A 24994-nucleotide genomic window follows, 5' to 3' on the forward strand; every position below is an offset into this window, starting at 1 on the left:
CACGTGGACCACTTGGGTGCGTCCCCCATATGCTTGCGACGTGGGCCTGGTCAGAAGGGGCCGACCATGTTGGATCTCAACGACCTGCGTCTTTTCGTGCACATCGTGGATCATCAGGGCATCCTGAAGGCGGGTCGAGCACTGAGATTGCCGAAATCCACCATGAGTCGTCGACTGGCGGCCCTTGAGGAGCAGTTGAAGTCAAGGCTTGTCATCCGTAGCGGCGACGAGTTCAGGCTGACGGCTGTCGGGGAGGAGACCTACCGTTTGGGCTTGGCCATGGTTGAGGCCGCGCAGCAGGCAGAAGACCGCCTGATGCGGCCAACGGGTGCGATCTCGGGTCGCGTGTCGATCAACGTCTCGCCTCTACTGGCTTCGTCGCTTGGCGCGCATGTGGGCGCCATGATGCAATCCCATTCTGGCCTGGATCTCGTGCTGGATCTTGCAGACCGGGTGCTGGACCAGAACAGCGATACTTTCGATCTCTATCTGTGCGCGCATCACTGGCCGCTTCGGGATTCACCCCTGATCCAGCGGCGGATATGCCGCAATCCGCTGCTTATGGTCGCCAGCCCTGAGGTTGCTGCACGCGTCGTGGGAACAGGACCAGCCTCGCTTGAATTCCCGGACCTGTTCGTTCATGGCATGGATGCCAGCGCGACGGAGTGGCCTTTCCAGTCGGAAGCCGGTGACACGGAAGTCCTGGCCTGCGCCCCACGGCTGACCACGACCAATGTCGATGTGCTGCTTTCGCTGGCTCTCTCCGGCGCGGGCCTTGTCCTTGTGCCGGAATTCGCAATCAGGCAGCCCGTGGCGGACGGCTTGCTGGTTCCCGTGATGCCCGGCTGGGTCGGGCCAACACTCACCATGACGCTTCTCAGCCCGCCCCGGCGGTTGATGAACACGACGCTGCGGCGCGTGGCCGACGAATTGGGCGCCTATGTCAAAACCGCGGTTCTCCAGGGAATTCAGCCTGTTCCGAATCCGGGACAGGGCGTGCTGAAAGCGGACCGGTCTCATTTCATGGAACTGTCATCCAGCACGCCTAGCCAGGGTTTGCGCGCCGACAAAAGCGGTGTGCCAACCCTGACCCTGGCCGAGAGCGAGATTGCGATGAGACCCTTTTTCAGAGCCTTTGGCGTAGCTGCCCTGACAATTGCCGCTGCCATACCCCTGCCTGCCGCTGCCGAGGATGCACCAGGCCCGCTTGTGCTTTACACCAATGATTTCGAAGGCGTGATCACAGATCGGTTCGAGGCCGATACCGGCCGCCAGATCGATGTCGTGCAGATGAGCGGCGGCGAGATCCTTGCCCGTATCGCCGCAGAGGCAGCCAATCCCCAATGGGATGTGCTGATCTTCAACGGCTCATACAGCTTCAAGATGCTGGATGACCAGAACCAGTTGCTGCGCGGGGTCGAGCCTGCCAATATCGGCAATCTCAATGAGACGGGCCGTACCTATCTGCCGGAAAACCGTTCGTGGTTCCCGATCGGCATGGCGGCATCCTGTGTCATGCTGTATCGCACCGACACGATCGACAACCCGCCAACGAAATTTGCCGATCTCGCCGATAGCCGCTTCAACGGCAAGTTCGGCATGGCTGATCCGGCGATCGCCGCGCCGGCATACCCTTGCGTTGCCGAGTTTTTCCACACGCTCGGCAAGGACAAGGCCGAGGCTTATTTCACCAGCCTGTTCGACAATGGCATGCGCGTGTTCCGCACCAATGGTCCGGTTGGTCGCGCCATCGTCTCGGGAGAGCTCGATCTCGCCCTGATCACCTCGCAGGTGGCCTATTCGCTGAAAGCTGCCGGCGAGGCGCCCGTGGAAGTGGTCTGGCCGGAAGAAGGTGCGCCCGGCGTTGTGCGCGGTGTCGGCATTCAGGCCTCGACGAAGCGGTCGGACTCCGCCCGCATCTTCGTCGAATGGCTGCTCAAGCCTGAAACGCAGACCTATCTGTCGCAGGCGGCCGCCGCCGACGGCCTGTTCGAACCGACCGTCGACGGTACCACCCGTCGTGCCGATGGACCGGCAGAAGGTGTCGTCTACCGCGTTGCGCCCGATGACTTCTCCGTGGCCAACGAGGCCGAGATCAAGACCTGGTTCGCCGACCGCGCCCTGCAATAGGATAGCGTCCTTCCACCCCGGAGTGATTGCGCTCCGGGGTTCATCTCCCCCGAGAGGATGCCCTGCGAGGATGCCATGAGCGAGTTTGCCGCGACCCCTGCCACCATAACTCCAGCGCCCATGACCGCAGTCGCGACACGGCGCGCCCTGCTGCGATCCGAGGACTGGCTTGGGCTTGCGGTCGTCGCCGTGCTCGTGATCCTGGTGCTTGGGCCCATGGCGACCGTCATCGTCCAGGCCTTCATTCCCGGCCTGTTTTCCGGGCAGGTTAAAGCCATCGGCTTATCCGGCCTTTGGGAAATCTTCGAGCGGCCGCTTTGGCAACGTTCGCTGATGAACTCCCTGTTCCTCGCCAGCCTTGCGGGAGTGCTCGGCGGTCTGCTGGGAACCGGGCTTGCCATCGTGAGACATTCCTCCCGCATGATACTCGGCCCGGCGCTGGATATTGCCGCCTGGGCGATCATCATCCTGCCCTCCTTCATCCTCGCGCAGGGCTGGATCCTGTTTGCCAGTCGTGGTGGCCTGGCCAATCAGTGGTTCGGCCTGACCTTCGTGCCCGATATGGTCTTCAACCCCTGGGGGCTCGCCGTCATCATGAGCCTGAAGGCGTTTCCATTCGCCTACATCACAGTATCGGCGGCGATGCGATGGGACATGGACGATTACGCCCATGCCGCTCGGCTCTGCGGCGCCTCACCGCTCCGCGTGCTGGCCACGGTGCGGCTTCCCATGCTGCTGCCTGCCGTGCTTTCGGGCGCCGTGCTGATCTTTATTGACGTGCTCGGCGATTTCGGCCTGCCGGCGGCGCTCGCGACCACCTACCGCTTTCCAACGCTCACCTACGCGATCTATGTCGCGATCAACCAATCGCCGATCCGCTTCGACCTTGCGGGCGTGCTGGCCTTCTACGTCACCGTGATCATGCTGGCGGCAGTGCTTGTTTATTTCGCGATCCTGCGCAACCGCCGCTTCGATTTTTTGAGCGGCAGGGCCCGCATGCGCCACGCCCAAGGCGCGCGCTTCAGCCTGATCCCGAACGGCCTTGCATTTCTGACGCTGACTGTTGCGATCATCATACCAATCGGCTCCAGCGTGCTGGTCTCCTTAACGGACCGGATTTCGGCCGGCTTTGCCTTCGAAAACCTGACGCTTGCCAATTATGCCTATGTGCTCAATACCGGCGGCGCCTTCGTTGGAGCCCTTCGCACCTCGATGGGCATTGCCGCGGCGGCAGCGATGGGCAGTGCCATTCTGGCAGCAGCAGCGGCCTATATGCTGACCTTTTCCGATTTCCGCCTGAACCGACTGATTGACGTGACCTGTACGCTGAGCCTTGCGGTTCCCGGCGTTGTTCTTGGCATCGGTTACATCTTCATGTGGAATTCCCCTTTGTTCGATCGGCTCGGCATCTCCCTCTACGGCAGCCAGTCGATCCTTGTGCTGGCGGGCATTGCAGGTGCGGTACCGATTGCGATCCGCGTGCTTCTCGGCGCCATGGCCCAGGTTCCAGCGAGCATGCTCTCTGCTGCCTCCCTTCAGGGAGCCGGGCTCACCCGCCGGATCATCACCATCGCCTTGCCTCTGATTGCCGCGGCCTTGGTTTCGGCAACGCTGACTGCCTTCGGCTCGGCGATCTTCGACCTTGCCATCAACTCGATCTTGCGGCCGCCCCGGCTTGATGTCTTGCCGGTCTATGTCAATCGCGCCTTCGAGCAGAGCCAGTTCGGCGCGGCAACCGCCGCGACCCTCGTCGCCGGTCTCGCAACCATCCTGATCATTGTCGTCATCAACATCCTTTCCGCCGCCGCGATCCGCCGTTTGGTCGCCCCGGCGAACCGGAACTGAAAGGTCTGCTAAATGCTCGGTATCGATAACGTAGTCCGGCGCTTCGGTCGGCAGACCGTGCTCAACCGTGTCTCGCTCGAGGTGCCAGACGGCAAGGTCGCCTGCCTGGTCGGCCCCTCCGGCTGCGGCAAGTCCACACTGCTGCGTCTGGTTGCCGGCCTCGATCGACCCGACGACGGGCAGGTTCGGCTTCGCGGAACGGTCATCTCTTCGCCCGGCTGGGCATTGGAGGCCCATAAGCGGGGTCTGAACATGGTGTTTCAGGACTATGCCCTGTGGCCGCACATGACGGTGGAACGGATCATAGGCTACGGACTGAAAAAATTGAGTGTTGCCGAGCGCGGCGCCCGTGTGAAAGACCTTCTCGACCTGATGCAGATCGCCCCGCTGGCAGGCCGCCTGCCTTCCCAGATCTCCGGCGGACAGCAGCAGCGCGTCGCCATTGCACGGGCATTGGCGACCGACCCGGATCTGCTGCTTCTGGACGAGCCGCTCTCCAATCTCGATGTTCAACTGCGGCTGGAGATGCGCAAGGAGTTCAGCGAGCTGTTCAAGCGCGTGGGAAAGACCGTGCTCTATGTCACGCATGATCCGCTCGAGGCATGTTCATTTGCCGATATACTGGTCGTCATGAAAAGCGGTGAAATTGAGCAGGTCGGTTCGCCGGAAGCGCTGTTTGCGGCACCACGCTCCAGATGGATTGCCATGCTCGCAGGCTTCGAGACCCGGATGGAAGGCCGGGTGATAGAGACGGCGCCAGATGTCGGGTTGACCGTGCTTGTGGGCGACCAGCGCATCTGCGTTCCGCGACCTGCCGACATCGATCCGGCCTATCGCGGTGCCGTTACCGTGATGCTGCATCCCGCAAGCATAGACATGGGAGACGGAGGGACGGTCGCAGGTATCAATACGCTCGCCGGAACGGTGACACATTGCCTTTATGAAGGGCGTCAGTGGCGCACTGTTCTCGACGTGGTTGGCGGTAGCCTTTCCTTGATGACGCATTCAAGACTTGCTGTCGGCGACACGGCCAGAATCTCCTTCAGACCAGACGCAGTGGTGGTATTTCCCGCATGACGCATAACGACGAACCCAGGCAGGGCCATTGGCCGGTTGCTTTCCGCCCGTTTTCTCTCACAAGCTATGCCGCGCCACTCGGTTTCCTTCCGGGTCCATGCGCCCGGGTGCTGATCGACGGTGGTCTCATGGTGGCGGATGGGGCGGCACTGTCGATGCCTTGCGACGGCGATCTCACCGAACGACTGGAAAAGGCACGTCTCCTTCTTCTCGACGCAGGCCTCATCGGACCTCGACGGGGGGAAATGATGCCGGTGCGGCCCTCGTTTGACGCAGATCCCATTGCCATTATCGATAGAAGCGCCATGCGCATTCTAGGTCTCTGGGCCACGAAGGTACACGTCAATGGCCTGGTGAACACGGGGTCAGACACACCTCCCGATGTCTGGCTTTCGCTGCGGGCGGCGCATTCCACTGCCTTTCCCGGCTATTTCGATACCCTGGTCGCAGGTGGCCAGCCTCATGATCTCGATGCGGCCACAACCGCCGTCAAGGAAGCGTGGGAAGAGGCGGGCATCGACGCCACGCTGATGGAAAATGCCCGGCATATCGGCGATGAGCCGGTCTGCTATGTGAGCCGCCAGGGCTTTCATCAGGAGCTCTTGTCGGTCTACGATCTCGTCCTGCCGCGCGACTGGAGCCCGACCTGCATCGATGGCGAGGTCGAATCAAACACGCTCGTCTCCATGGATGAGTTGCGGTCCGGCCTTGCGGGTGCGCTGGACATCAAGTTCGGTTCCCACCTCGTCTGCCAGGACGTGGTCACCCGTCACGGAACATGATGCGCCTTGATGACTTGATTGGCATGGCGGTTCAACGTCGCTGCCGTGCCTGAACAAGCTTCGCTCTCACGGAAGTCCTTCAAGTACGGGTGCTGCGGGTTATCGGGTTCAGGCAGTGGCCTTGTGCCAAAGCCGCGTTGCAACCTTGATGGGGACTTACAACTTCCATGAGGCCGAGTTGCTCCATCAGGACTGACGCTGCGTTGTAGCAGTGGAATGAGATCACCTTTCCATCTTCGACACTGCAGTCGGGAGATGCGCTGTCTTTTTGGGGAGAGGTAACCCGGCTCCTGCAGCGCCGTAATATACAGCATCATGATGAAACTCGGTTGATCGACCTGTTCTCTAGGGTTGGCTCTTCGAGAGCACCTGCGGCTCAAAAATATCCGCAGCCAACGAAGCGCTCGAGCATCGGATAATTCCGCTCAAAGCTGACGCTGAATTCGTTTGCATCTCTTCTGGATCTCGTGGATCAACCTGTCCAATACGCGCGTTGGATCGCCTGAGATGGCCAAAACGGTCCCTGCGGCATGGTCGCATCGACTGGCGACCAGTTCTGTTAATTCTTTTACACGTTTTAATGTCGATGCAGCACTTAAGCCCACGTCTTCAGCAAGCGCTTTCCAATCCCTGCTGCGTAAATCGGGCGCAATGAACCGCCCCCCAATGCCTTGCGGCAGGTTTTGGTCTACCTGGCGATATACTGCTGCGCACATCAGGTCATATAGGGGCGCAACCTTTGCCGACCCACCAGCGCCGATCAGTACGGAATAGTTTTTGGCATGGGAATCCGAGTTGCATACCAGGACGTTGAAGATCACCGCATCCAACAGCTTCTGGCGTTCCGCCGGGGATACAAGATCACTGATCACCTTGAACATCATCTTCAGTGTCACGCCGCTGCCCGTCGAGGATCTCTCGTATTTCTGCGAAGGGAAGTGACCGGTTAGCTGACAGAGGTCTTCTTGGTGAAGCCTGCGGATTTCGCCCTCTAAATCCGTGAAACGGTCATAACGCTTCACGAGCAGATAGCGTCTTTGGCCGGCTATGCCAATCGTGGCTTCGGCGGCCTCCAGCCCGCATGATCGTGCAAGGGCGAGGCAGAAGGCTTCATTTTCGACGCTCCCAGCCAGTCGTTTGGTATCCGGTTTGATGATGTGGGTCGATGGCGTACCATCGACTGGGATGGAGATTGCGCCCTTCTCGTCCACGAAGACGGGCAGCTTCTCCTGTACTCCCGCGAGCGACATGGAGACGCCGTGGTTGCCGACCAGGAAAGGTTTGGAAGGAAGTTCATTCAGGATGCGCTCCAGCGCCTCCTCGTGCGGAATGGGCTGCAGGTTGAGGCCCGCCTTTCGGGGTTGGCCGATGGACAGTGCCCCGGCCGTGTCTCGACCTATATGGCCAAGCAGACCAACGATGTCCTGAGGTGAAACTTTCAGCCGCTGACCGATTTCGGCTAGATGCGTCTCCGGGAGCAGGTTTGCAAGCCATGGCAGCAACCGGTCTGCAGTCACCGGGCCTGAGCGCAGTGGCATCGTGAGCGAAACTGGAAAAGCTGAGCGACGACCTTCCCAGGATGACTCATAGTCCAGCCGCCATTCGCCTTCGAAGGTCATCTGCGCGACGGCCAGGGTTTCATAGAAGATGGTTGTCATCTCCCGTCACCGAAGGTCGGGAGGAAACCGAGATCATCCTTCAATGTGTCCGAAGGCATCTGCGCGGTCTTGAGGTCACCCACCTCGATGCCGACGGTGCGGGCAACGATCAAGGATTTTTCGAGCTGGCAACTCGGCTTGCCGGATTCGAGCTCTACGATGAAACGCTCGCCCGTGCCTGACCGTGTCGCCAGCTCAGCCTGTGTCCAGCCAAGGGCCTTCCGTTTCGCCCTGATGGCGGCGCCGAAATCGCGTGCGGACCTGAACATCGAGTACCTCCTGGATCGGCTTACCGTACAGGAAGATTTCTTAAGAAACAATGCAAACCTTACCGATCGGGAAGTAGAGATGTCGGAAGGCCAAACGCAACCCGATCGGGAAGTTTGGCGCTTCCGGGAATGGTCGAATTTACAGTTCTTGAGATCCGGGGTGCCGCGTGCGCTACGCCTCCGGTATCGTAATTTGTCGAACGCGGGCAGGAGGTCAGTAAGAACTTAGGCTTCTCAGCTATCGCGGGCTTCATAGGCCGAGAAGCTCACCTGCGACATCAGCACGACCGAGGCGACCGAGCCACTCCGTTGGTGCAAGGCCAGGGCGTTTCATCGACTTCAGCGCATTTGGACGAAATGTCCCTGACCGACTTCGCGATATTCTCGGGGGGGTGGGGTGTAGCCGGTTGGCCTTACCGGGCTTTTCAATTCGTCATCGGCCGTGCTGCGCCTCAATCCGCGGCGTTCAGGATCGGGAACCGGCACAGCGGCCAGAAGCTTCTTGGTGTAGTCGTGTTGCGGGTTGTTGAATATCGCCGAACGCGGGCCGATCTCGACAATCTCGCCAAGATACATGACCGCAACCCGGTGACTGATCCGCTCGACCACCGCCATATCATGGCTGATGAACAGGAAGGCAAGATTGAACTCTTCCTGCAGATCCATCAGCAGATTGCAGACCTGTGCCTTGATCGACACATCCAGGGCCGAGACGCTCTCGTCAGCAACGATCACCTTGGGATTGAGCGACAAGGCGCGTGCAATGGCAATGCGCTGGCGCTGTCCGCCGGAAAACTCATGGGGATAGCGATCCATCATCTCCGGAGCAAGACCAACTTTCTTGAGCAGATCCGCGGCTTTGGTCAGGGCCTCCTGACGGGTGCCGAGGCCATGCTTGAGGTATGGCTCCGCGATGGTGGCGCCTACCGTCATGCGTGGATTGAGGCTGGAGAATGGATCCTGAAAGATCATCTGCACGCTGCGGCGCATGGCGCGCAGGCTCGGCTGGTCAAGGGTCAGGACATTATAGCCATCGAGATGGACTTCGCCACTCTTGGGCTCAACCAGACGCGTTATCGAACGTCCGGTGGTCGACTTGCCGCAACCGCTCTCGCCGACAATCGAAAGCGTCTCACCCTGGAAAAGCTCGAACGAGACATCTTCGACAGCGTGCACGGCGCCTGTCTGCCGGCCGAAGAGACCGCTGCGGATGGGGAAGCGTGTCACCAGGTTCTTCACCGCGAGCACCGGCGTCTTGTGCGTGTCGACAGTGTTCACCACTTCGGTCGGTTCGCTTGCCAGACCAGAGGCGATATCAACGATCGGGAAACGCAGCGGCCAGTCATGACCGTGCATGGAACCGAGTTTCGGCACAGCGGCGAGCAATGCCCGCGTGTAGGGATGCTGGCCGCGGTGGAAGACGTCGGCTGTTGCTCCCTGCTCGACCACATCGCCGCGCAGCATGACGATGGTACGCTCGGCGATCTCGGCGACAACGCCCATGTCATGTGTGATGAAGAGAACGGACATTCCGTCTTCCTCCTGCAGCTCCTTGATCAGGTCGAGGATCTGGCCTTGGATCGTAACATCCAGCGCTGTCGTCGGTTCGTCGGCAATCAACAGGTTCGGGCGCGAAGCAAGCGCCATGGCGATCATCACCCGCTGTCGCATGCCACCGGAAAACTGGTGCGGATAGTCATCAAACCGGCTTGCCGCGTTCGGAATACGTACCTTGTCCAACACGCGGATCGTCTCGCTACGGGCATCGGCTTTTGTAAGGCCCTTGTGCCAGGTCAGCACTTCCGAGATCTGTCGGCCGATCGTGAAGATCGGATTGAGGCTGGTCATCGGCTCCTGGAAGATCATGGCAACCTCGTTGCCGCGCACCTTCTGCATATCCTTTTCAGTCAGCGAAAGAATGTCTTTGCCGTTCAGCCGGATCCGTCCCTCGACGCGGCTCTGTTCGCGGGCCAGCAGCCGCATGATCGACAAAGAGGTCACACTCTTGCCGGAGCCCGATTCGCCGACAATGGCGACAGTCTCTCCGGGGTTCACATCGAAGGAAATATTGCGGACGACCGTCCGCCACTGGCCATCGACGAGAAAGGACGTTGTCAGCCCCTCGACGGAAAGAACTGCGGGTGTCTCTGTCTTGGCGGCAGCTGGCATCATGGCTTTCAGGTTCCGATCCTTATAGTGGGGTTCTGATACGGTCTGGCTCAGGTGAGCTTCAGCGGCGTGGCATGGGAAGGCGAGGTGCGGCCCGCTGCGATGCGGGCCGCTTCGAGGGCTGCAATCTTTTCGTCGATCAGCCGCCGGTCCGTCAGGCCATGGGGATTGGTGCGGGTCGGCATGGTTTCCGCAACATGCAGGAAACGCTCTTGTGCCACCGCATACAGTCTGCGCAATTCTCCGAGCGGATCGGGGTTGTCGTCTGCGCGAATGTCGAGCCAGGCGAAATCCTGATCTCGGTAGATCTTCAATGCTGCCGACTGCCGCCCACGCTTGTCGCCTCCTGCGGTCTCGCCGGCATCCATGGCGGCCAGAAGTCGCTCGGCGAGCGGTGCGCCCGCAGTTTCCTTGTAGACGCGCAGGGTCTCGGCGATGACGCGGGGGCCAGCCAGCATGTTGCCGGCAACCGAGACATTGTCGTCCACAACATGGCCGGCCCAATCGATGCATTTGTTGCCCGTGAATGCAGCATTGCGGCCTTCACCGTCGATAAGATGCATCTGCCTTTGCTGGCATCCGTCATCGCGATCCGTCAGAGTTGCGATGATCGAAGACGGCGACTGGCCCTTCGCCAGAAACTTCAGGCCATCGGTGCCGTAGAGTGGGCTGATGAAGGCCTGGGTGGCAATTGCGCCGATCCCGCCACGCATGAAAGGGACGATGGCACCGACCGCGAAAAAGCGGCTGGCGACTGAGATGCCGAAATGGCCGGTGTCAGGATCGCGCGCAACGATGGACCAGGTCATGGACTATCTCCCGATCGCATAGGCTTGCATCAGCCGCGGCGTCGCGGCTGCGCGCAGCAAACCGTCAGTATCGCGGCGGGCGGCGGTCAGACGGCCGACGCTCCAGGGTTCTGCTTCGGTGATATCGTGGCCCATGGCTTTCAGCGCCTTGATCGCAGCCGGGCCGATATTGCTCTCGATCATCACATTGCCCGGCTGGCTGGTGCGCGGATAGAAGGAGCCGGGGAAATGCGCCGTGTGGAACAGCGGCATGTCAATCGCTGCCTGCAGGTTTTGCTTGTGATGCACATAGCGCAGGAAGAAGGACAGTTGCCACTGATCCTGCTGATCGCCGCCGGGCGTACCGAAGGCCAATGTTGGGCGGCCTTCGTAAAGTGCGATCGATGGTGTCAACGTCGTGCGAGGTCGTTTGCCAGGAGCAAGCGAGGTCGGAAGGCCTGGCTTCAGCCAGAACATCTGGGCACGCGAGTTGAGACAGAAGCCGAGGCCCGGGATGATCGGTGATGATTGCAGCCAGCCGCCAGACGGTGTGACCGAAACCATGTTGCCGTCCCGGTCGATGACGTCGATATGCACGGTGTCGCCGCGCTTTTCGGTCAGATGCGACATGGTCGGCTCGTAGACGGCGCCGGTTCCAGACATGGATCCCAGCATCTCCATCGTCAGGGCGTGCTGGGCCTCGAAACCCGGTAATATGCCGGGACGAAGCTGCATCGAGGCCTGCGGCGCGATCAGCCCGCGCCGTTCATCGTTGTAGACGTCCGATAGCAATTGCTCCATCGGTACATTGGCAAAGGCCGGGTCGCCGTAATAGACCTCGCGGTCGGCATAGGCGAGCTTCATCGTTTCCACCACTGTGTGGACGAAGTCGGCACCCAGCGGGTCCATCGCCGCCACGTCGATGCCCTTCAGCAGTGCCAATGATTGCAGCAGCACCGGGCCCTGGCCCCACGGACCGGTCTTGGCGATGCTCCAGCCGTGATAATCCAAGGTTTGCGGCGCTTCTACCGTTGCCGACCAGCCGGCCATGTCGGCTGCGGTCAGAACGCCTTTGTGCCGGCTGCCACTTGCATCCATCACTTCGGCTGTCTTCAGATAGTCTTCGATCGCCTGGGCGACGAAGCCGCGATAAAAGGCGTCACGGGCCGCGTCGATCTGGTTTTCGCGACCCTTGGCGCTTTCAGCCTCCTTGACGATCCGGGTGTAGGTGGCTGCGAGAACCGGATTGCGAAACAGCGCATGCGGTTCGGGCGCAACACCCCCCGGCAACCATGTCTCAAAGGATGTCGGCCATTCCTTCTCGAAGAAATCGGCCAGTCCCTTGATTGTCGCCGAAACGCGCGGCAGCATCGGGTGGCCGTGCTCGGCATAGTGTATGGCGGGCTCCAGCACGTCGCGCACGCTCATCGTGCCGTAGTCGCGCAGCATGAGCATCCAGCCATCAAAGGCGCCGGGAATAACGGTGGCGAGCAAGCCGTCGCCGGGGATAAGCGTCATCCCTTCTGTTCTATAGTGCTCGATGGTCGCGCCAGCCGGGGCAGGGCCCTGCGCACAGATCACCTCGACCTTGCCCGTCTTTGCCGAATAGACAAGCGCTGGCATGTCGCCGCCGGGGCCCACGAGATGCGGCTCGAGGATCTGCAGGACGAAGCCGGTTGCGACTGCCGCATCGAAAGCATTGCCGCCCTTTTCGAGGATGCTCATGCCGACAGCAGAGGCGATCCAATGGGTGGAGGTCACGACGCCGAAAGTGCCGAGGATCTCCGGGCGGGTGGTAAACTCAGTCATTCAATATTCCTTTGCAAGTCTTCTTCACGTCTCTCGGGGGTCGAGCGCATCGCGCAAACCATCGCCGAGCAGGTTGAAACCGATCACGACCAGGAAGATCGCCGCCCCTGGCCACATGGCCATCCAGGGGGCCTGATCGAGAAAGTTCTTCGCGACATTGAGCATCGATCCCCAGCTTGGTGCGGGCGGCTGTTGACCAAGCCCCAGGAAGGAAAGGCTTGCCTCTGCGATGATCGCAGTCGCCACTGTCAAGGTTGCCTGCACGATGATCGGGGCTGTGATGTTGGGCAGGATGTAACGAAGCATGATGTCGAGATGGCCAAGGCCGATCGAGCGAGCACCTTCGACATAATCCTCTGTCTTGACGGCAAGCACCTGACCGCGGGTCAGTCGCACGAAGACCGGCATGGCCGACAGGCCGATGGCAATCATCGCATTGCTGAGGCTTGGGCCGAGAAAGGCGGCGAGTGCGATCGCCATGATCAGGAAGGGTAGGGCGAGGAATGCTTCGGTGATGCGTGAGATGACCTGATCGACCCAGCCGCCGAAATAGCCGGCAACCAGGCCGAAGGGAACGCCGATGACGACAGCGATCGCGACCGAGAAGATGCCCGCCATCAAAGAGGCCTGCGCCCCCCAGATCATCCGGGACAGGATATCCCGACCGATTTCATCGGTGCCCATCCAGTGTGCGGCAGACGGTGCCTTGCGGATGGCCGTCCAGCTGGTGGCCAGCGGATCGGCGATCGGCAGAAGCGGCGCTGAGACGGCAAGGAGCGCAAAGAACAGGATAATGCACAGACCAACCAAGGCACTGCGATTGGCTTTCAGCTTGCGCCAGGCGCGATTGCTGCTTCTGGGAGGCACGGTCAGCCCCGCTGTCGAATGAAGTGCTGTCACAGGCTGGCCCTCATGCGCGGATTGAGGATCACATAGAGGACGTCGGCAACCAGGTTCATCAGGATGAACCCGACGGCCGTGCACAGGACGACACCCTGGACCACGGCATAGTCGCGGTTGAAAACTGCATCGACAATCAGCTTGCCGAAACCCGGTATGGTGAATATCTGCTCGGTCAGTACGGCGCCCGCCAGAAGCTCGCCAAACAAGAGAGCGCTGAGCGTCACGATCGGCAACAGGGCGTTGCGAAATGTGTGGCTGAGGATGACGATCCGTTCCGACAATCCCTTGGCGCGTGCTGTGCGGATATAGTCGGCCTTCATCACGCTCAGCATGGCCGAGCGGGTGTGACGCATCAAGGTCGCGGCGAGCGCTGTTCCCAACACGAAGGCCGGCATTATCATGGTTTCAATCGAGCGCATCGGGTTAACGAAGATCGATTCATAGCCTGACGCAGGCAGCCAGCCGAGTTTTACCGAGACAAGCAGGATGAGCATGATGCCGAGCCAGAAGTTCGGGATCGACAGACCGGACAGTGCAATTATGTTGGCGATGTAGTCGATGACGGTGTTCTTCTTGACGGCGGCCAGGATGCCCATTGGCACGCCGATGACAAAGGCGAAGATCATCGCCATGACCGCCAGCTGGATGGTGACCGGCAGTTTTTCGCTGATCAGTTCGAGCACCGGTTGGTTGGTGCGCAGTGACGTCCCGAAATCACCCTGCAGCACATTGCCGATCCAGTAGCCATACTGGTAGATCACAGGATCGTTCAGGCGGTATTTGTCTCGCAAAAACTCGATGACCTGCGGGTCGCGCTCCTCGCCGGCCATGGCAAGGATCGGGTCGCCTGGCAGCAGTTTTTGAAGTGAAAAGACGAAGATCGAAACGATCAAAAGCGTCGGTATGGCGACCAGCAGCCGTTTTCCGATGTAGATGTGCATGAGCATCCGGTCCTGATTTCGAGAGGTTCCTGCGGAGCATTCGGCGCGCTCCGCAGGACAGATCGGCGCGGTTCAGCCTTTCTTGACACCAACCAGGCGGATCATGCCGTCCGGCGAAGGTTCAAAACCGGTGACTTCTTTTTTGGTCGCCCAGATCCAGGACTGGTGGCCGAGGTAGATGACGGGCAGGTCGTCGTTGAGGATCTTGCCAGCCGCATCGTATTTCTGTTTTCGAACGGCGTCGTCAGTGGAGGCACGAGCTTCATTCAGCAGGGTGTCGACCTCAGGATTGCAGTACTTCGTGTCGTTGATCCCGCCCTCGCAGGTGACGAACTGATGGAGGTTGCCATCGGGATCGACACGGCCGGACCAGTCGGAACGGCTGAGCTGATAATTGCCAGCGGTCTGTTCGCTGAGCAGTGTTGCAAACTCGGTGGTCTTCAGGCTGACATCGAAGCCGGCCTCGGCCACCATCGCCTGGACGATCTGCATCATCTGAGCGGCAACGGGATTGTTGGGGATCTGCATTTCGATCGGCACGCGTTCGAAGCCGGCTTCCTTGATCAGGGCTTTGGCCTTTTCAAGATCGCGGGCCGGAACCGGCAGATCCTTGTTGAACCATGGGCTGTTCGGTGGGAAGGGCTGGTTGCCGCCGACCGCGGTGCCTTCATAGACGACCTGGTTCAGCGCTTCGCGGTCGATGGCCAGTGAGAAGGCCTGGCGCAAGCGCTTGTCCTTGCCGAGCGGATTGTCGGCGCGGGCGCCATTGCCGATGTTCACATAAAGCGCCATGTAGCCGATGTTGACGACGTCGGCATAGGTGAGGCTGTCATCGGCCTTGACGGATGTCGCGTCGGTCGCTGCGAGCCGCTCGATCATGTCGAGTTCGCCAGAGCGCAGGTTTGCCAGCCGCACCGTGGTGTCAGGGATCGGCAGGTAGGTCACCTTGTCGATGAAGACATTGTCCTTGTTCCAGTAGTCGGCGAACTTTTCGAGCACGATGCGGTCTTGCTGGATACGCTCGACAAACTTGAACGGTCCAGCGCAGACTGGTGCCGAACCAAAATTGGCACCCAGTTCAGCGGCGGCCTTGGGTGAAACGATCATCCCAGCACGGTCGGAAAGTTGTGCGAGCAGCGTTACATCGGGAGCCTTGAGTGTGAATTTGACCTCGTATTCACCGGTGGCTTCCACCTTGTCTACCGAGCTCAGCTCGCTCTTGCGACGCGATTCCGGTAATGTCATGTTGCGCTCGATGGTGGCCACGACGGCTGCAGCATTGAGTGGTGTATCGTCATGAAACTTGACGCCTTCGCGCAGTTTCATGGTCAGTTCCTTGCCATCGGCAGACCACGCCCACTCCGTCGCAAGTTGCGGCACGATCTTCAGGTCGGGTGAGACGTCGACGAGCTTGTCGCACATGGCGGTGTAGACGATGCGGCCGACAAATGTGCGCGATTGGGCAGGGTCCAGCACGTCGGCGTCGTCTTGCAGGCCGATGCGCAGTTCGGCTGACAAGGCGGGGCCTGCAAGCATGGCGCTCGCCAGGAGTATGGTGGATAAACGCGACAGTATCTTCATGGTCGAAAATTCCTCTGGTCTGGTTTTCTGTTCTCATGGGTGTCGCCGGTTATGGCTCCGGCGTTCAGGCTAGGCCGGCCGTGGCCGGAATTGGTTTATCAGGACACCTCCCCCAGCGGGTCGCCCTCCAGATGGTCCATGGATGTCTGGCGGATCAGCCGCTCCTGCAGCATCAAGAGGTGCTGGCGCATGGCCTCGCCAGCCTTGGCCGGATCACGCGATGCAATCGCGTCGATGATCGCGGCATGCTGCGCGTTCGACATGCTGATGGTGTTCGTATTGCTGCGGGCGCGCTCGCGGATCGATTGCCAGGCGTCGTCCTGGCGCACCCGGTTGATAACGTCGAAGATCGACAGGAAAAGCTGATTGCCGGCTGCTTGCGCGATGTGACGGTGAAGTGCCCCGTCCCAGAGTTCCTTGGCATCGGCATCCTCGCTGTCGAGGATCTTGTTGGCGAGTTCGCGCATGCGGTCGATGTCGCTGCCTTTGGCGCGCAGGGCGGCCAGTTGCGCCAGTTGCGGCTCAATGCGCAGGCGTACTTCCATGATCTCCATGAAGTTGGTTCCAGCGACGATGGTCTCGAGCCTATCGCTCCATTCGTCAGGCCTTTGGCCAGCAAACGTTCCCGCGCCCTGCTTGCGCCAGATCGCGCCCTCGGCTTCGAGCACTTCGAGCGCCCGCCGGATCGCCCGGCGGCTCAGGCCAAGTTCTTCCGACAGCGTCCGTTCGGTCGGTAGCTTTCCATGGGCACTGATCTCGCCATGCCGAAGGAGAGCCCGGAGCTTTTCCAGGGCGTAGTTCGAATTTTCCTTGGGTGAGCTCTCTGGCATGAAAGGTCCGAACCAATTGTTGATTGGTTCAGTGAACGTCGAAAATCACTGGTCGTCAAGCTGCTTTTTGGGCAGATTTGAAATTGCTCAATAATGTGGCAGCCTGATTGGATTGGGTTGGATCCGCGGCCCGAGCGGCTCGGACATATACGAATTGATGCCTGCTCAGAGGGCGCGGCAATATCCTCCTGTCGGACGGTGGCCTGAACTGTCCGCTAACCACGATCGACCGCTGCCGCTTTTGCCAAGGTTCTACTTCCCGCTCACCACCAGACATGATGTCTGCCAGGATCCGACTGGTCCCACACGACTGTGTCCAGGCGTTGGAGCCATGATCTGCATTCAGGAAAAGTTCTTGATATGCGTCTTGCCGACGCGCGCCGGGCCGTCAGGCGTCATCGGACGGAAACCGCCCCAGAAAGTCGGAACGCGATAGTCGGTTGCCTTGGGAAGCAGGATTAGTATGCAAGTTCGATATTCAATCCACGTCGACCGGCTCCTCAGCAGCGACCGGTGGAGAGCCGTCTTGGGAAAATGAGACGGAGGAGGCCTTCGCTACTTGTCCCTGTCAGCAGCGTCTGGACCCTCATTGCCCGATGTGGTTAACTTTTGTTCTAGGTCTGGGTTGAGGGCTTGTCATGAAGCTGGCATCGACATGGGGCGTCTTGCTTTTTCTCGTTCTTGCGATGGCTGCCAAAGGCAGTGAAGAAGAACTGGCGATACCCTCCTGGACGATGAGTGACCATCAGTTCCTGTCGGGACAGATCGATGCTGCTAAACGCGTGAATTTGCTTGGCGGATTGATGTTTCCGGACAAAGAGCCAGTCGGCCCCGTGCCGGTGATCGTGTTGCTGCACGGCTCTGACGGGCCCCGAAGTGCAGCCGCCTGGAACTGGGCGCGCATCTTGGCCAGGGCGGGTTTTGCATCATTGCGCGTTGACAGCTACTCGGCGCGAGGACACGACCAGATCTACACCAATCAGGGCGCGGTCGGGGAGTTTGCGAATGTGGTCGACGCATTTTCAGCGCTTGCAGTTCTTGCTCAGGACCAGCGGATCGATCCGAAGCGCATAGTGGTGATGGGATTTTCACGGGGAGGCATTGGGGCACTCTACACGGCCATGCGTCGCTTCGAAGACATCTGGGCTCCGACCGGTCTGCAATTTGCTGGGCATCTCCCCTTCTATCCACCCTGCAATTTCGCCCTGGAAGGTCAACTGGAGGTCGGACCTGAGCCTATCCGCGCCTTTCATGGTGATGCAGATGTCTGGAATCCACTCCTTCCCTGCAAAAACTACATCGATCGGCTGGCGGCCGCCGGACACGATGCCTCGCTGACAGTTTATGAAGGGGCGCATCATTCTTTTGATCATCCAGGCAGTCCTTCTTACAATGTCGTCAGTGACGCGCAGACCTCTCGCGCCTGTTTTCGTCGCGAAGTGAATGGGATCCTGACGAATTCTGCCACTGGAAACGCTTTTTCCTGGACCGACGATTGTGTTGAATTGGGGCCCGCGGTCCAGATGAACCCCGCAGCGATGTCCGCAGCCGAGCAAGATGTCTTGGCTTTCCTCGCTGATCTATTTTGATCGTCGTGCAACATTGCATCGCCGGTGGTCGACGGCTCTCCGAGTCATCGCAGTTCCCGTCAAAATCCTCAGGAGCAGGTTCTTCTCCAACATTGAGTTGATAAGTCTAGAATGCAGATAGCTTCCGGTCTTGCGCGGGGTGGCATTTTCCCCAACTGCCCTCAGTGAAACGCGACCTCATCGTCTCGCTGGCCCGAATCTCAGAGCGGTTCGTTGGCACTTCACCGTCATGAAAGCTGACGAGTAGCTCCAACAGTCCTTCGCGAAGATTGGCCCGCGGCTGCAATATATCGTTCGCCGCCACTGCAATTCCCGGGCGGGCTTGCTCCAATCCGCCACGGCTGCTGCTTTCGGCGAGCACGACCACATTGAGCATATCGGTATCCGGTTGTGGCTCCTGCTCGAATACCTCGTACTTCTGGTTGGGTTCCGCAAGCCCGATCCGATAGGAGAGTATCCGGCCGCTAGACACCAGGTCCTGAAGAACCAGTGCCAGTTTGTTGGACGATCCGTCAGCATGGCTGCGGTCAACAGAATAGGCCTTTACCAGCATGTGGGAGCCTATCCCCCTGCCGCCGGAGGCGATGCATTCGGCTGGTATGCGCAGAACATTGGAAAAATGCTCGCGCATCTTCAAAGACCATGGCGTGGGGCAGCGCACGAGATCCAGATAATCAGGATGTTCGAGTGCAGCCGTGTCATCAAGCTCATACAATGTGAAATAGCGATCAGAGACGGTCCCGAATGCGGCGTAGCGACGGGCCGCGCGGATACCAGGCGGTGTCAATCGCTCGGGCACGTGTTCGAACGTATGCCAGGTCTCGTATTCCTCTCTCAGAGTGGTGGGGAAGTCATTCCAGAGCGCTAGGAAGGCCTTGGTCATGGTGTGTCACCAATCACCAGCATGACTTTCGACGCAACGCGGGTGCGGGCAAGCTCCATCCCCTCCAGCGCGTCAGCCAGTGCGAAGTTGTGGCTGATCAGGCCGCGCATCAGGTCCTGGTGTTCATCGAGAAAGCGCAGCACTTCATCCCATGTTGCGGCCGGTGCGCGATAGGAGCCGCGGATCTGCTGATGCATCCGCACAAGCCGCGTAAGGTCTATCTCGGCAGGACGAGGGTGGATGCCGACGATCGTGAAGATGCCGCGCTTTTTGAGGAAAGGCAGACTGGCATTGACGAGAGACGGCACTCCGGCCGCCTCGATGATGGCATCGAATGGTGGATAGGCGTTCAGTGCCACTTCAAGTCTTGTTTCCTGCGTGTCGATCAGATCGGTGAAGCCGGCCGCGCGCAATGCGGCGAGCCTTGGGGAGTCGTCGTGTCCAAGCACCACCACCCTTGCGCCTTTAGCCCGAGCGAAGATCGCAATGCCCTGGCCAATGAAGCCGGGTCCAATCACAAGCACTGTCTGGCCGGCTCGGACACCAGCGGTGGCGACAGCCTCAGCGCACACGGTCATCGGCTCCGTCAGTGCGGCGACTGACAGGTCGAGGCCGTCCGGAACCCGGTGGCAGTTGGCATAGGGAACCTTTACCAAAGCGGCAAAGGCGCCGTTGCGCCCGATACCAACGCCTTTGCGGGCGACGCAGTTATCTTCGTCTCCAGCAGCGCATGCTGTACATTGGCCGCAGGTGGTTGACGGACGCGCAGTCACCCGAAAGTCACGAACGTCCTCGGGAATTCCCGGTCCAACCTTTACGATTGTTCCGGCAAATTCGTGGCCGAGCGTAACCGGCATTGCCCTTTCCATCGACTCATAACCCGGTGTCCAGGCAGCGATATGGAGATCTGTGCCACAGATCCCGGCATAATGGACACGGACCAACACCTCGCCAGCATCAGGCACAGGATCGTCAGGCGTGCGAAATTCTAGCCCCGCGGCGGGACGGGTCTTCTGCAAGGCAAGCATGTCGGTCTCCAGGAAATCAGGGCGCGGATGCTATCCGCGCCAGCTGAGAAAGTGTTTTTCGACCCTGCCGATGACAAAGCTGACGATCAGGCCAAGTACAGACAGAATGGTCACCCCGGCGAACAGCTTTTCGAGATCGTAGAGAGAGCCGGCTTCGAGAATGTAGGAGCCGACGCCATACTGCGCACCAAGCATTTCAGCGGCCACGAGCAGGATGATGGCAATCGAGACCGAGACGCGCAGACCCGAGAGGATTGCCGGGAAAGCCCCCGGAAGCACGATCTTGCGCACGATCGACCACCAGCTCAGCCCAAAGCTCTGGCCCATGCGGATCAAGGTTCGGTCGACATTGTCGACGGCGCCGTAGGTTGCGACCACCGTCGGGGTAAAGGTGCCGAAGGCGATCAGCATGTATTTCGACATCTCATCAATGCCGAACCATATAACGAACAGCGGCAGAAGCGCGATCTTTGGGATCGGAAACAGAGCGGCGACGAGGGGTACAAGGCCAGCGCGCACATAGCTGAACAGACCAATGAGAACACCAAGTGCGATGCCGGCAGACACTCCCAGCAGGCCACCGACGAGAAGGCGCTGCAGTGAAGGAAGCAGATGCTTCCACAGCAGGCTGGTCTGCCAGAGCTGAACAAAGGTGTCGAGAACGGCAGATGGGCGGGGCAAGGTGAGGTTTGAGATAAAGCCGCTGCGCGTTCCCGCTTCGGCGAGCGCGATCAGGAGGACAAAGACCACCAGTCCCATACCGCGCACCGGCGCTGGTGCGAAGCCGCCGCCGCGGAAGCTGACGGTTTTGACGACACTGGCATGGCGATCGTTTTTGTCGGCCAGCGGGACTCGCGCCGCAATCGACGTGCTTTTAGACATTGACCAGTTCCTTATCCGCCGCCATGGCCTCTTCGCGCATCAGGTCCCAAAGCTGTGCTTGCTTTGCCTCAAGCTGGGGATCTCCGAGATGCCGTTCAGCAAGCGGGATATCGATATCAACGATCTCGCGGATGCGACCGGGGCGGCGCGATAACACGACGACGCGGTGCCCGAGCCGAACCGCCTCATTGAGATTGTGCGTCACATAGACGGATGTGAAAGGCTGACGGGTCCAGAGAGAAACCAGATCATCCATCAGCAGCTCACGAGTCTGGCTGTCGAGTGCCGACAAGGGTTCGTCCATCAGCATGACGGCGGGCCTGACGGCGAGCGCCCGGCTGATGGCAACGCGCTGGCGCATGCCGCCAGATAGCTGCTTTGGAAGCGCCGAGCGGAAATCGGAAAGACGAGTGCGTTCCAGAACGTCGGTGACGATGTCATCCATCTCGCGACGGCTAAGGCCGTGATCTTCGAGAACAAGTTTGATATTGCCTTCCACCGAGCGCCACGGGAGAAGCGCGAAATGCTGAAAGACATAGGTCAGCGGGTTGAGCGAATCCTTGGGTGCGTCGCCCATCTGCAGGACCTCGCCCCTCGAAGGGCGCTCGAGCCCGCCGAGGAAGCGCAGAAGCGTAGACTTGCCGCATCCCGACGGACCGATCAGACAGACGATCTGTCCCTGCGGTATGTCGAGTGAGATGTCCTTAAGGACTTCTACAGCTCCGTAGTAGTGGCTAATATTGTTCAGTCTCAAGTCCATGGCGATCTCCTGGCGGAGGCCAAGGGGCCTCCGCATGCCGCACGGCAAATGATCAGATCGTCTTCACATAGGATGCGTCGAACAACTGCTCGTGGGTGATGGCGTCCTTGACCATGCCTTCGGACTTGAACCACTCAAGCTGCTCGATGCAGCTATCGAGCGACAAAGCGAGGCCTTGGTTGATGCGCATCGAGCCATCGATCAGGTTCTGCTTGGCAAGCTCCGCCGGGCTATCACGCTCGACATATTTGTGAACGATCGTCGCCAGGGCATCGACCTCGGCGGCGTCTGCGGTGTTGTCGACGAAGGCTGCATTGTAGTCGGCGACTGCTCGGGAATAGGCCTTGATAAAGGCTTCCGTCATAGCGCGCTCGTCTTTCGCATTCTTGGTCGAGGTGAAGGCTGTGGTCACCTGATAGTTCGGTGCATAGTCCGACATGATGCCGATCTGCTGGGCAGCACCTTCCCGGATCATCTTCTTGGCAACGCTCGGCTGAATGACCCAGGCGTCGATCTGACCGGTGGACAGCGCACCTACGATAGCGCCGAGCTTTTGCAAGGGGCGGAGCTCGATATCGGCGAGACTAACGTTATGGGCTTGCGCGATCTTGTGTGCCATGAAGTGGAATGACGAGCCGGCTGTCGTGATGCCAAAACTCTTGCCAGCCAATTTCGATGGGTCGGTCAGGCCGGCCTCGTATGCCTTGTTCGAGGCAAGCACGATCGCACCAGTAAGTCCTTTTTCCTCGGTCAGCGCGCCACCGATTACCTTGACAGCATTCTTTTGCGCCAGACTGATCAGACCGCCACTCATGGCTGTCACACCGAAATCGGCATCACCGGAGGCGATTGCAACGGCCATCGGTTGGGCCGCTTCAAAGAATTTCAGTTGTATGTCGAGGCCAGCATCCCTGTAATAGCCGCGCTCGAACGCAATGAAGCTCGGGGCATGGCTAGCCAGGTGCAGGACAGCAAGATTTCGGGTGGCTGCGCGGGCGGGAAGGCCGAATGCGGCAGCGGCACCCAAAGCGCCCATGCCCCAAAGCGCCTGACGGCGTTTCATCGTAAACTGCATTGTCTGTTCCTCCAATTCTGACGCCTCCCCGGCGCCATCTGTCTTAATTGCCAGCCAGGTGGAGGCGAGACAACCAACAATGATTATGTCTCCCATGCCTTAAAGGCATGGCGGGGGATGAATGTTGCTCGACGATGAAACGCGCGCAGTTATCCGGGCGCTGGCAGGTTGGCCAGCTTGCGGCCAAGGATTTCGATCAGCTTCTTTAGGTTTGCCGAATGCGGACGACGGCGGTTCCACAGCACTGAAACCTCGAACTGGGGGGCGTTCTCGATTGGTCGGACGACGAGATTGCTGCCCAGTGGACCAAGCGTCGTCATGGTGTCGACCAGCACGATCCCCATTTCCTCATTGGCAAGTGCAAGTGCTGTGTCGGAGAACCGGGCGACGGCGCGCGCATTGACCTTGACCTTTGCGCGATCGAGGAAGCTATCGACGATCCGTTGATGTGCGCCCCCCGCGGCAAAGGCAATAAAGTCGGCGCCTGCAAGATCCGCTGACCTCAGCAGCGACTTATCTGACAGCGGATGGCTGCGGGGAATGACCGCAACAAGATCGGCCCGACCGACGGGCTCGACCGCGATCAAGGGGTGATCGGGCGATGCGATTGTTACCAGCGCCTCCCCGCGCCCAGTGGTCAGGTAATCTTCGATCTGGTCAACCGGTAGGACATCGAAGAACAATTCGATGCCGGGCACCTCCTGGGAGAGCTCGCGTAGTGCCTGCGGCACCAATGCGCGCGCGACGCTTGCCGTTGAGCCGATACGGAAGACCGCAGTCTCTCCGCGCACGATCCGCTCGATCTGTGCGCCCACTCCGGTGAGCTGACGCAGTAGGGGATCGATTTCGGCCTGGATCTGCAAAGCTTCCGATGTCGGCACCAATCCGTTTCGATCGCGGATGAACAGCGCGACGCCGAGGAGGTCCTCTATGCGTCGGATCGTGCGGCTCAGCGCAGGCTGCGACACGTTGAGCACCTTGGAGGCACCGGTGATCGAGCGGGCGCTCATGACGGTGTGAAAGACCTCGATCTGGCGCAGGCTGAGAAGTTGCTCGGGAGAGCCTGTCCCGGAAGCGCTCAGATCTTCAGATGCCATGGCCGATCCTCCCGAGGAAGCGCAATATCCGTTCGCGAACCTGGTCACTCGCCGTTTCTGGCAGCAGGTGGCCGCCTTCGAGCCCCACACCTTCGAGGTCGCTTGCCCAATCGTGCCAGATATCGAGCGGCTCGCGTCCGCCGCCATACCGCCGGCCCGCTTCCCAGATCAGCAGCACCGGCGCGTCAATCATGCGACCGGCTCTCCGGTCCGCGAGGTCATCAGCTTCATCGGTGGTGGCGCCCGCACGGTAGTCTTCGCACATTGCGTGGCGAACATCTGGGTCTTCGAACGAGATGCGGTAGTCGGCGATCGCTCTGGGGTCGAGTCTTTCGAGCCCGCCTGCCATCTTGGAAAGCGTGGTGTCGAGCAGAAAACGAGGATCACCCGCCATGAGCTTTTCCGGCAGTGGTGCGGGCTGCGCCAGCATGAACCAGTGCCATGCGCCCATGCCAAATGCCTTGGACGCACCTTCCCACATTTCCGGCGTGGGTACGACAGTCACTGGGACCAGCGCCTTGATCCTGTCTGAAAAATCCAGCGCCATCCGGTAGGCCACCCGACCGCCGCGATCGTGTCCGACCACGGCAAATGTCTCGTGGCCGAGTGCGCACATCATGGCAACCAAACTCTCGGCCATGCGGCGCTTCGAACCGGCGCCTTCGAAATTGGCGACCACGCGGCTGCGACCATAGCCTGGTAGGTCAGGCACGACCACGCTACAGGTTTCGGCAAGACCCGGGGCCACACGATGCCAAGCCGCGCGCGTTTCCGGATAGCCATGCAGGAGCAGCACCGCCGGTCCTTGGCCACCGGTCAGTACCGAAAAGCGGACATTCGCAGTCTCGACAACCGACTCGGAAAATCCCGGAAAGAGCGTTTCCACATCCGTCATGTC

The 24994-nt window shown here is 60.0% G+C and carries 21 protein-coding genes; 5 read left to right on the forward strand and 16 right to left on the reverse strand.

The features are described from left to right. Window positions 1-66: 66 nt before the first annotated feature. The 4 genes from QWE_RS24345 (at window position 67) to QWE_RS06915 (ending at window position 5834) form a co-directional block, all read left to right on the forward strand. Entirely contained in the window at window positions 67-2130 is a 2064-nt protein-coding gene (locus tag QWE_RS24345; RefSeq protein ID WP_006725380.1) for an extracellular solute-binding protein, read from the forward strand. A gap of 75 nt (window positions 2131-2205) precedes the next feature. Continuing rightward, window positions 2206-3975, forward strand: a complete 1770-nt coding sequence (locus QWE_RS06905) for an ABC transporter permease (protein WP_006725381.1) — start codon at window positions 2206-2208, stop codon at window positions 3973-3975. A 12-nt stretch (window positions 3976-3987) separates the two neighbouring features. Then, window positions 3988-5052: an ABC transporter ATP-binding protein gene (locus tag QWE_RS06910; protein WP_006725382.1), complete on the forward strand. Its 1065-nt coding sequence runs from the start codon at window positions 3988-3990 to the stop codon at window positions 5050-5052. Continuing rightward, window positions 5049-5834 (forward strand): NUDIX hydrolase, encoded by a 786-nt coding sequence (locus tag QWE_RS06915; RefSeq protein WP_006725383.1) that lies wholly within the window; start codon window positions 5049-5051, stop codon window positions 5832-5834. The genes QWE_RS06910 and QWE_RS06915 overlap by 4 nt, the downstream gene beginning before the upstream one ends. Window positions 5835-6259: 425 nt before the next feature. Here the strand turns inward: QWE_RS06915 and QWE_RS06920 are convergent, their stop codons facing one another. From QWE_RS06920 to QWE_RS06960, 9 genes are all read right to left on the reverse strand, one after another. Then, window positions 6260-7492: a type II toxin-antitoxin system HipA family toxin gene (locus QWE_RS06920; RefSeq protein ID WP_006725384.1), complete on the reverse strand. Its 1233-nt coding sequence runs from the start codon at window positions 7490-7492 to the stop codon at window positions 6260-6262. Continuing rightward, a complete protein-coding gene (locus QWE_RS06925; RefSeq protein ID WP_006725385.1) occupies window positions 7489-7761 on the reverse strand; it encodes a helix-turn-helix transcriptional regulator in 273 nt (90 codons plus the stop codon). The genes QWE_RS06920 and QWE_RS06925 overlap by 4 nt, the downstream gene beginning before the upstream one ends. A gap of 339 nt (window positions 7762-8100) precedes the next feature. Then, window positions 8101-9933, reverse strand: coding sequence for an ABC transporter ATP-binding protein (locus tag QWE_RS06930; RefSeq protein WP_006725386.1), 1833 nt, complete (start codon window positions 9931-9933; stop codon window positions 8101-8103). Between the two features lie 47 nt (window positions 9934-9980). Next, window positions 9981-10739: a DUF1028 domain-containing protein gene (locus QWE_RS06935; RefSeq protein WP_006725387.1), complete on the reverse strand. Its 759-nt coding sequence runs from the start codon at window positions 10737-10739 to the stop codon at window positions 9981-9983. Window positions 10740-10742: 3 nt separating this feature from the next. Next, a complete protein-coding gene (locus tag QWE_RS06940) occupies window positions 10743-12527 on the reverse strand; it encodes a gamma-glutamyltransferase family protein (RefSeq protein WP_006725389.1) in 1785 nt (594 codons plus the stop codon). A 24-nt stretch (window positions 12528-12551) separates the two neighbouring features. Further along, entirely contained in the window at window positions 12552-13427 is an 876-nt protein-coding gene (locus QWE_RS06945) for an ABC transporter permease (protein ID WP_006725390.1), read from the reverse strand. Further along, window positions 13424-14371 (reverse strand): ABC transporter permease, encoded by a 948-nt coding sequence (locus tag QWE_RS06950; RefSeq protein ID WP_006725391.1) that lies wholly within the window; start codon window positions 14369-14371, stop codon window positions 13424-13426. The genes QWE_RS06945 and QWE_RS06950 overlap by 4 nt, the downstream gene beginning before the upstream one ends. Before the next feature lie 72 nt (window positions 14372-14443). Continuing rightward, window positions 14444-15952, reverse strand: a complete 1509-nt coding sequence (locus QWE_RS06955; RefSeq protein WP_006725392.1) for an ABC transporter substrate-binding protein — start codon at window positions 15950-15952, stop codon at window positions 14444-14446. Window positions 15953-16050: 98 nt separating this feature from the next. Then, window positions 16051-16782, reverse strand: a complete 732-nt coding sequence (locus tag QWE_RS06960; protein WP_006725393.1) for a FadR/GntR family transcriptional regulator — start codon at window positions 16780-16782, stop codon at window positions 16051-16053. A gap of 638 nt (window positions 16783-17420) precedes the next feature. On the opposite strand from QWE_RS06960, the gene QWE_RS06965 reads away from it, so the two are divergent. Beyond that, window positions 17421-18371 (forward strand): dienelactone hydrolase family protein, encoded by a 951-nt coding sequence (locus QWE_RS06965; RefSeq protein WP_006725394.1) that lies wholly within the window; start codon window positions 17421-17423, stop codon window positions 18369-18371. 106 nt (window positions 18372-18477) lie between these two features. Here QWE_RS06965 and QWE_RS24350 read toward each other — a convergent pair whose 3' ends face one another. The 7 genes from QWE_RS24350 to QWE_RS07000 form a co-directional block, all read right to left on the reverse strand. Then, a complete protein-coding gene (locus tag QWE_RS24350; protein WP_006725395.1) occupies window positions 18478-19254 on the reverse strand; it encodes a hypothetical protein in 777 nt (258 codons plus the stop codon). After that, entirely contained in the window at window positions 19251-20282 is a 1032-nt protein-coding gene (locus tag QWE_RS06975; RefSeq protein ID WP_006725396.1) for a zinc-dependent alcohol dehydrogenase, read from the reverse strand. The genes QWE_RS24350 and QWE_RS06975 overlap by 4 nt, the downstream gene beginning before the upstream one ends. Before the next feature lie 30 nt (window positions 20283-20312). Beyond that, window positions 20313-21041 (reverse strand): ABC transporter permease, encoded by a 729-nt coding sequence (locus QWE_RS06980; protein ID WP_420804546.1) that lies wholly within the window; start codon window positions 21039-21041, stop codon window positions 20313-20315. A 115-nt stretch (window positions 21042-21156) separates the two neighbouring features. Beyond that, a complete protein-coding gene (locus QWE_RS06985) occupies window positions 21157-21924 on the reverse strand; it encodes an ABC transporter ATP-binding protein (protein ID WP_006725398.1) in 768 nt (255 codons plus the stop codon). Between the two features lie 52 nt (window positions 21925-21976). Then, entirely contained in the window at window positions 21977-22999 is a 1023-nt protein-coding gene (locus QWE_RS06990) for an ABC transporter substrate-binding protein (protein ID WP_006725399.1), read from the reverse strand. Between the two features lie 149 nt (window positions 23000-23148). Then, window positions 23149-24096, reverse strand: coding sequence for a LysR family transcriptional regulator (locus QWE_RS06995; RefSeq protein WP_006725400.1), 948 nt, complete (start codon window positions 24094-24096; stop codon window positions 23149-23151). After that, window positions 24086-24991 (reverse strand): alpha/beta fold hydrolase, encoded by a 906-nt coding sequence (locus QWE_RS07000; RefSeq protein WP_006725401.1) that lies wholly within the window; start codon window positions 24989-24991, stop codon window positions 24086-24088. Before QWE_RS07000 ends, QWE_RS06995 begins: the two co-directional genes overlap by 11 nt. Between the last annotated feature and the right edge of the window lie 3 nt (window positions 24992-24994).

Origin of the sequence: Agrobacterium albertimagni AOL15, assembly GCF_000300855.1 — a bacterium.
GTDB classification, from domain to species: domain Bacteria; phylum Pseudomonadota; class Alphaproteobacteria; order Rhizobiales; family Rhizobiaceae; genus Allorhizobium; species Allorhizobium albertimagni.

What these genes read in the sequence shown, in the direction of transcription:
- QWE_RS06990 (WP_006725399.1), bottom strand. Translation starts at nt 22,999, where the DNA reads ATGCAGTTTACGATGAAACGCCGTCAGGCGCTTTGGGGCATGGGCGCT.
- QWE_RS06995 (WP_006725400.1), bottom strand. Translation starts at nt 24,096, where the DNA reads ATGGCATCTGAAGATCTGAGCGCTTCCGGGACAGGCTCTCCCGAGCAA.
- QWE_RS06925 (WP_006725385.1), bottom strand. Translation starts at nt 7,761, where the DNA reads ATGTTCAGGTCCGCACGCGATTTCGGCGCCGCCATCAGGGCGAAACGG.
- QWE_RS06935 (WP_006725387.1), bottom strand. Translation starts at nt 10,739, where the DNA reads ATGACCTGGTCCATCGTTGCGCGCGATCCTGACACCGGCCATTTCGGC.
- QWE_RS06960 (WP_006725393.1), bottom strand. Translation starts at nt 16,782, where the DNA reads ATGCCAGAGAGCTCACCCAAGGAAAATTCGAACTACGCCCTGGAAAAG.
- QWE_RS06950 (WP_006725391.1), bottom strand. Translation starts at nt 14,371, where the DNA reads ATGCACATCTACATCGGAAAACGGCTGCTGGTCGCCATACCGACGCTT.
- QWE_RS06975 (WP_006725396.1), bottom strand. Translation starts at nt 20,282, where the DNA reads ATGCTTGCCTTGCAGAAGACCCGTCCCGCCGCGGGGCTAGAATTTCGC.
- QWE_RS06965 (WP_006725394.1), top strand. Translation starts at nt 17,421, where the DNA reads ATGAAGCTGGCATCGACATGGGGCGTCTTGCTTTTTCTCGTTCTTGCG.
- QWE_RS06930 (WP_006725386.1), bottom strand. Translation starts at nt 9,933, where the DNA reads ATGATGCCAGCTGCCGCCAAGACAGAGACACCCGCAGTTCTTTCCGTC.
- QWE_RS06985 (WP_006725398.1), bottom strand. Translation starts at nt 21,924, where the DNA reads ATGGACTTGAGACTGAACAATATTAGCCACTACTACGGAGCTGTAGAA.
- QWE_RS06915 (WP_006725383.1), top strand. Translation starts at nt 5,049, where the DNA reads ATGACGCATAACGACGAACCCAGGCAGGGCCATTGGCCGGTTGCTTTC.
- QWE_RS06940 (WP_006725389.1), bottom strand. Translation starts at nt 12,527, where the DNA reads ATGACTGAGTTTACCACCCGCCCGGAGATCCTCGGCACTTTCGGCGTC.
- QWE_RS07000 (WP_006725401.1), bottom strand. Translation starts at nt 24,991, where the DNA reads ATGACGGATGTGGAAACGCTCTTTCCGGGATTTTCCGAGTCGGTTGTC.
- QWE_RS06905 (WP_006725381.1), top strand. Translation starts at nt 2,206, where the DNA reads ATGAGCGAGTTTGCCGCGACCCCTGCCACCATAACTCCAGCGCCCATG.
- QWE_RS24350 (WP_006725395.1), bottom strand. Translation starts at nt 19,254, where the DNA reads ATGACCAAGGCCTTCCTAGCGCTCTGGAATGACTTCCCCACCACTCTG.
- QWE_RS06980 (WP_420804546.1), bottom strand. Translation starts at nt 21,041, where the DNA reads ATGGGACTGGTGGTCTTTGTCCTCCTGATCGCGCTCGCCGAAGCGGGA.
- QWE_RS06955 (WP_006725392.1), bottom strand. Translation starts at nt 15,952, where the DNA reads ATGAAGATACTGTCGCGTTTATCCACCATACTCCTGGCGAGCGCCATG.
- QWE_RS24345 (WP_006725380.1), top strand. Translation starts at nt 67, where the DNA reads ATGTTGGATCTCAACGACCTGCGTCTTTTCGTGCACATCGTGGATCAT.
- QWE_RS06920 (WP_006725384.1), bottom strand. Translation starts at nt 7,492, where the DNA reads ATGACAACCATCTTCTATGAAACCCTGGCCGTCGCGCAGATGACCTTC.
- QWE_RS06910 (WP_006725382.1), top strand. Translation starts at nt 3,988, where the DNA reads ATGCTCGGTATCGATAACGTAGTCCGGCGCTTCGGTCGGCAGACCGTG.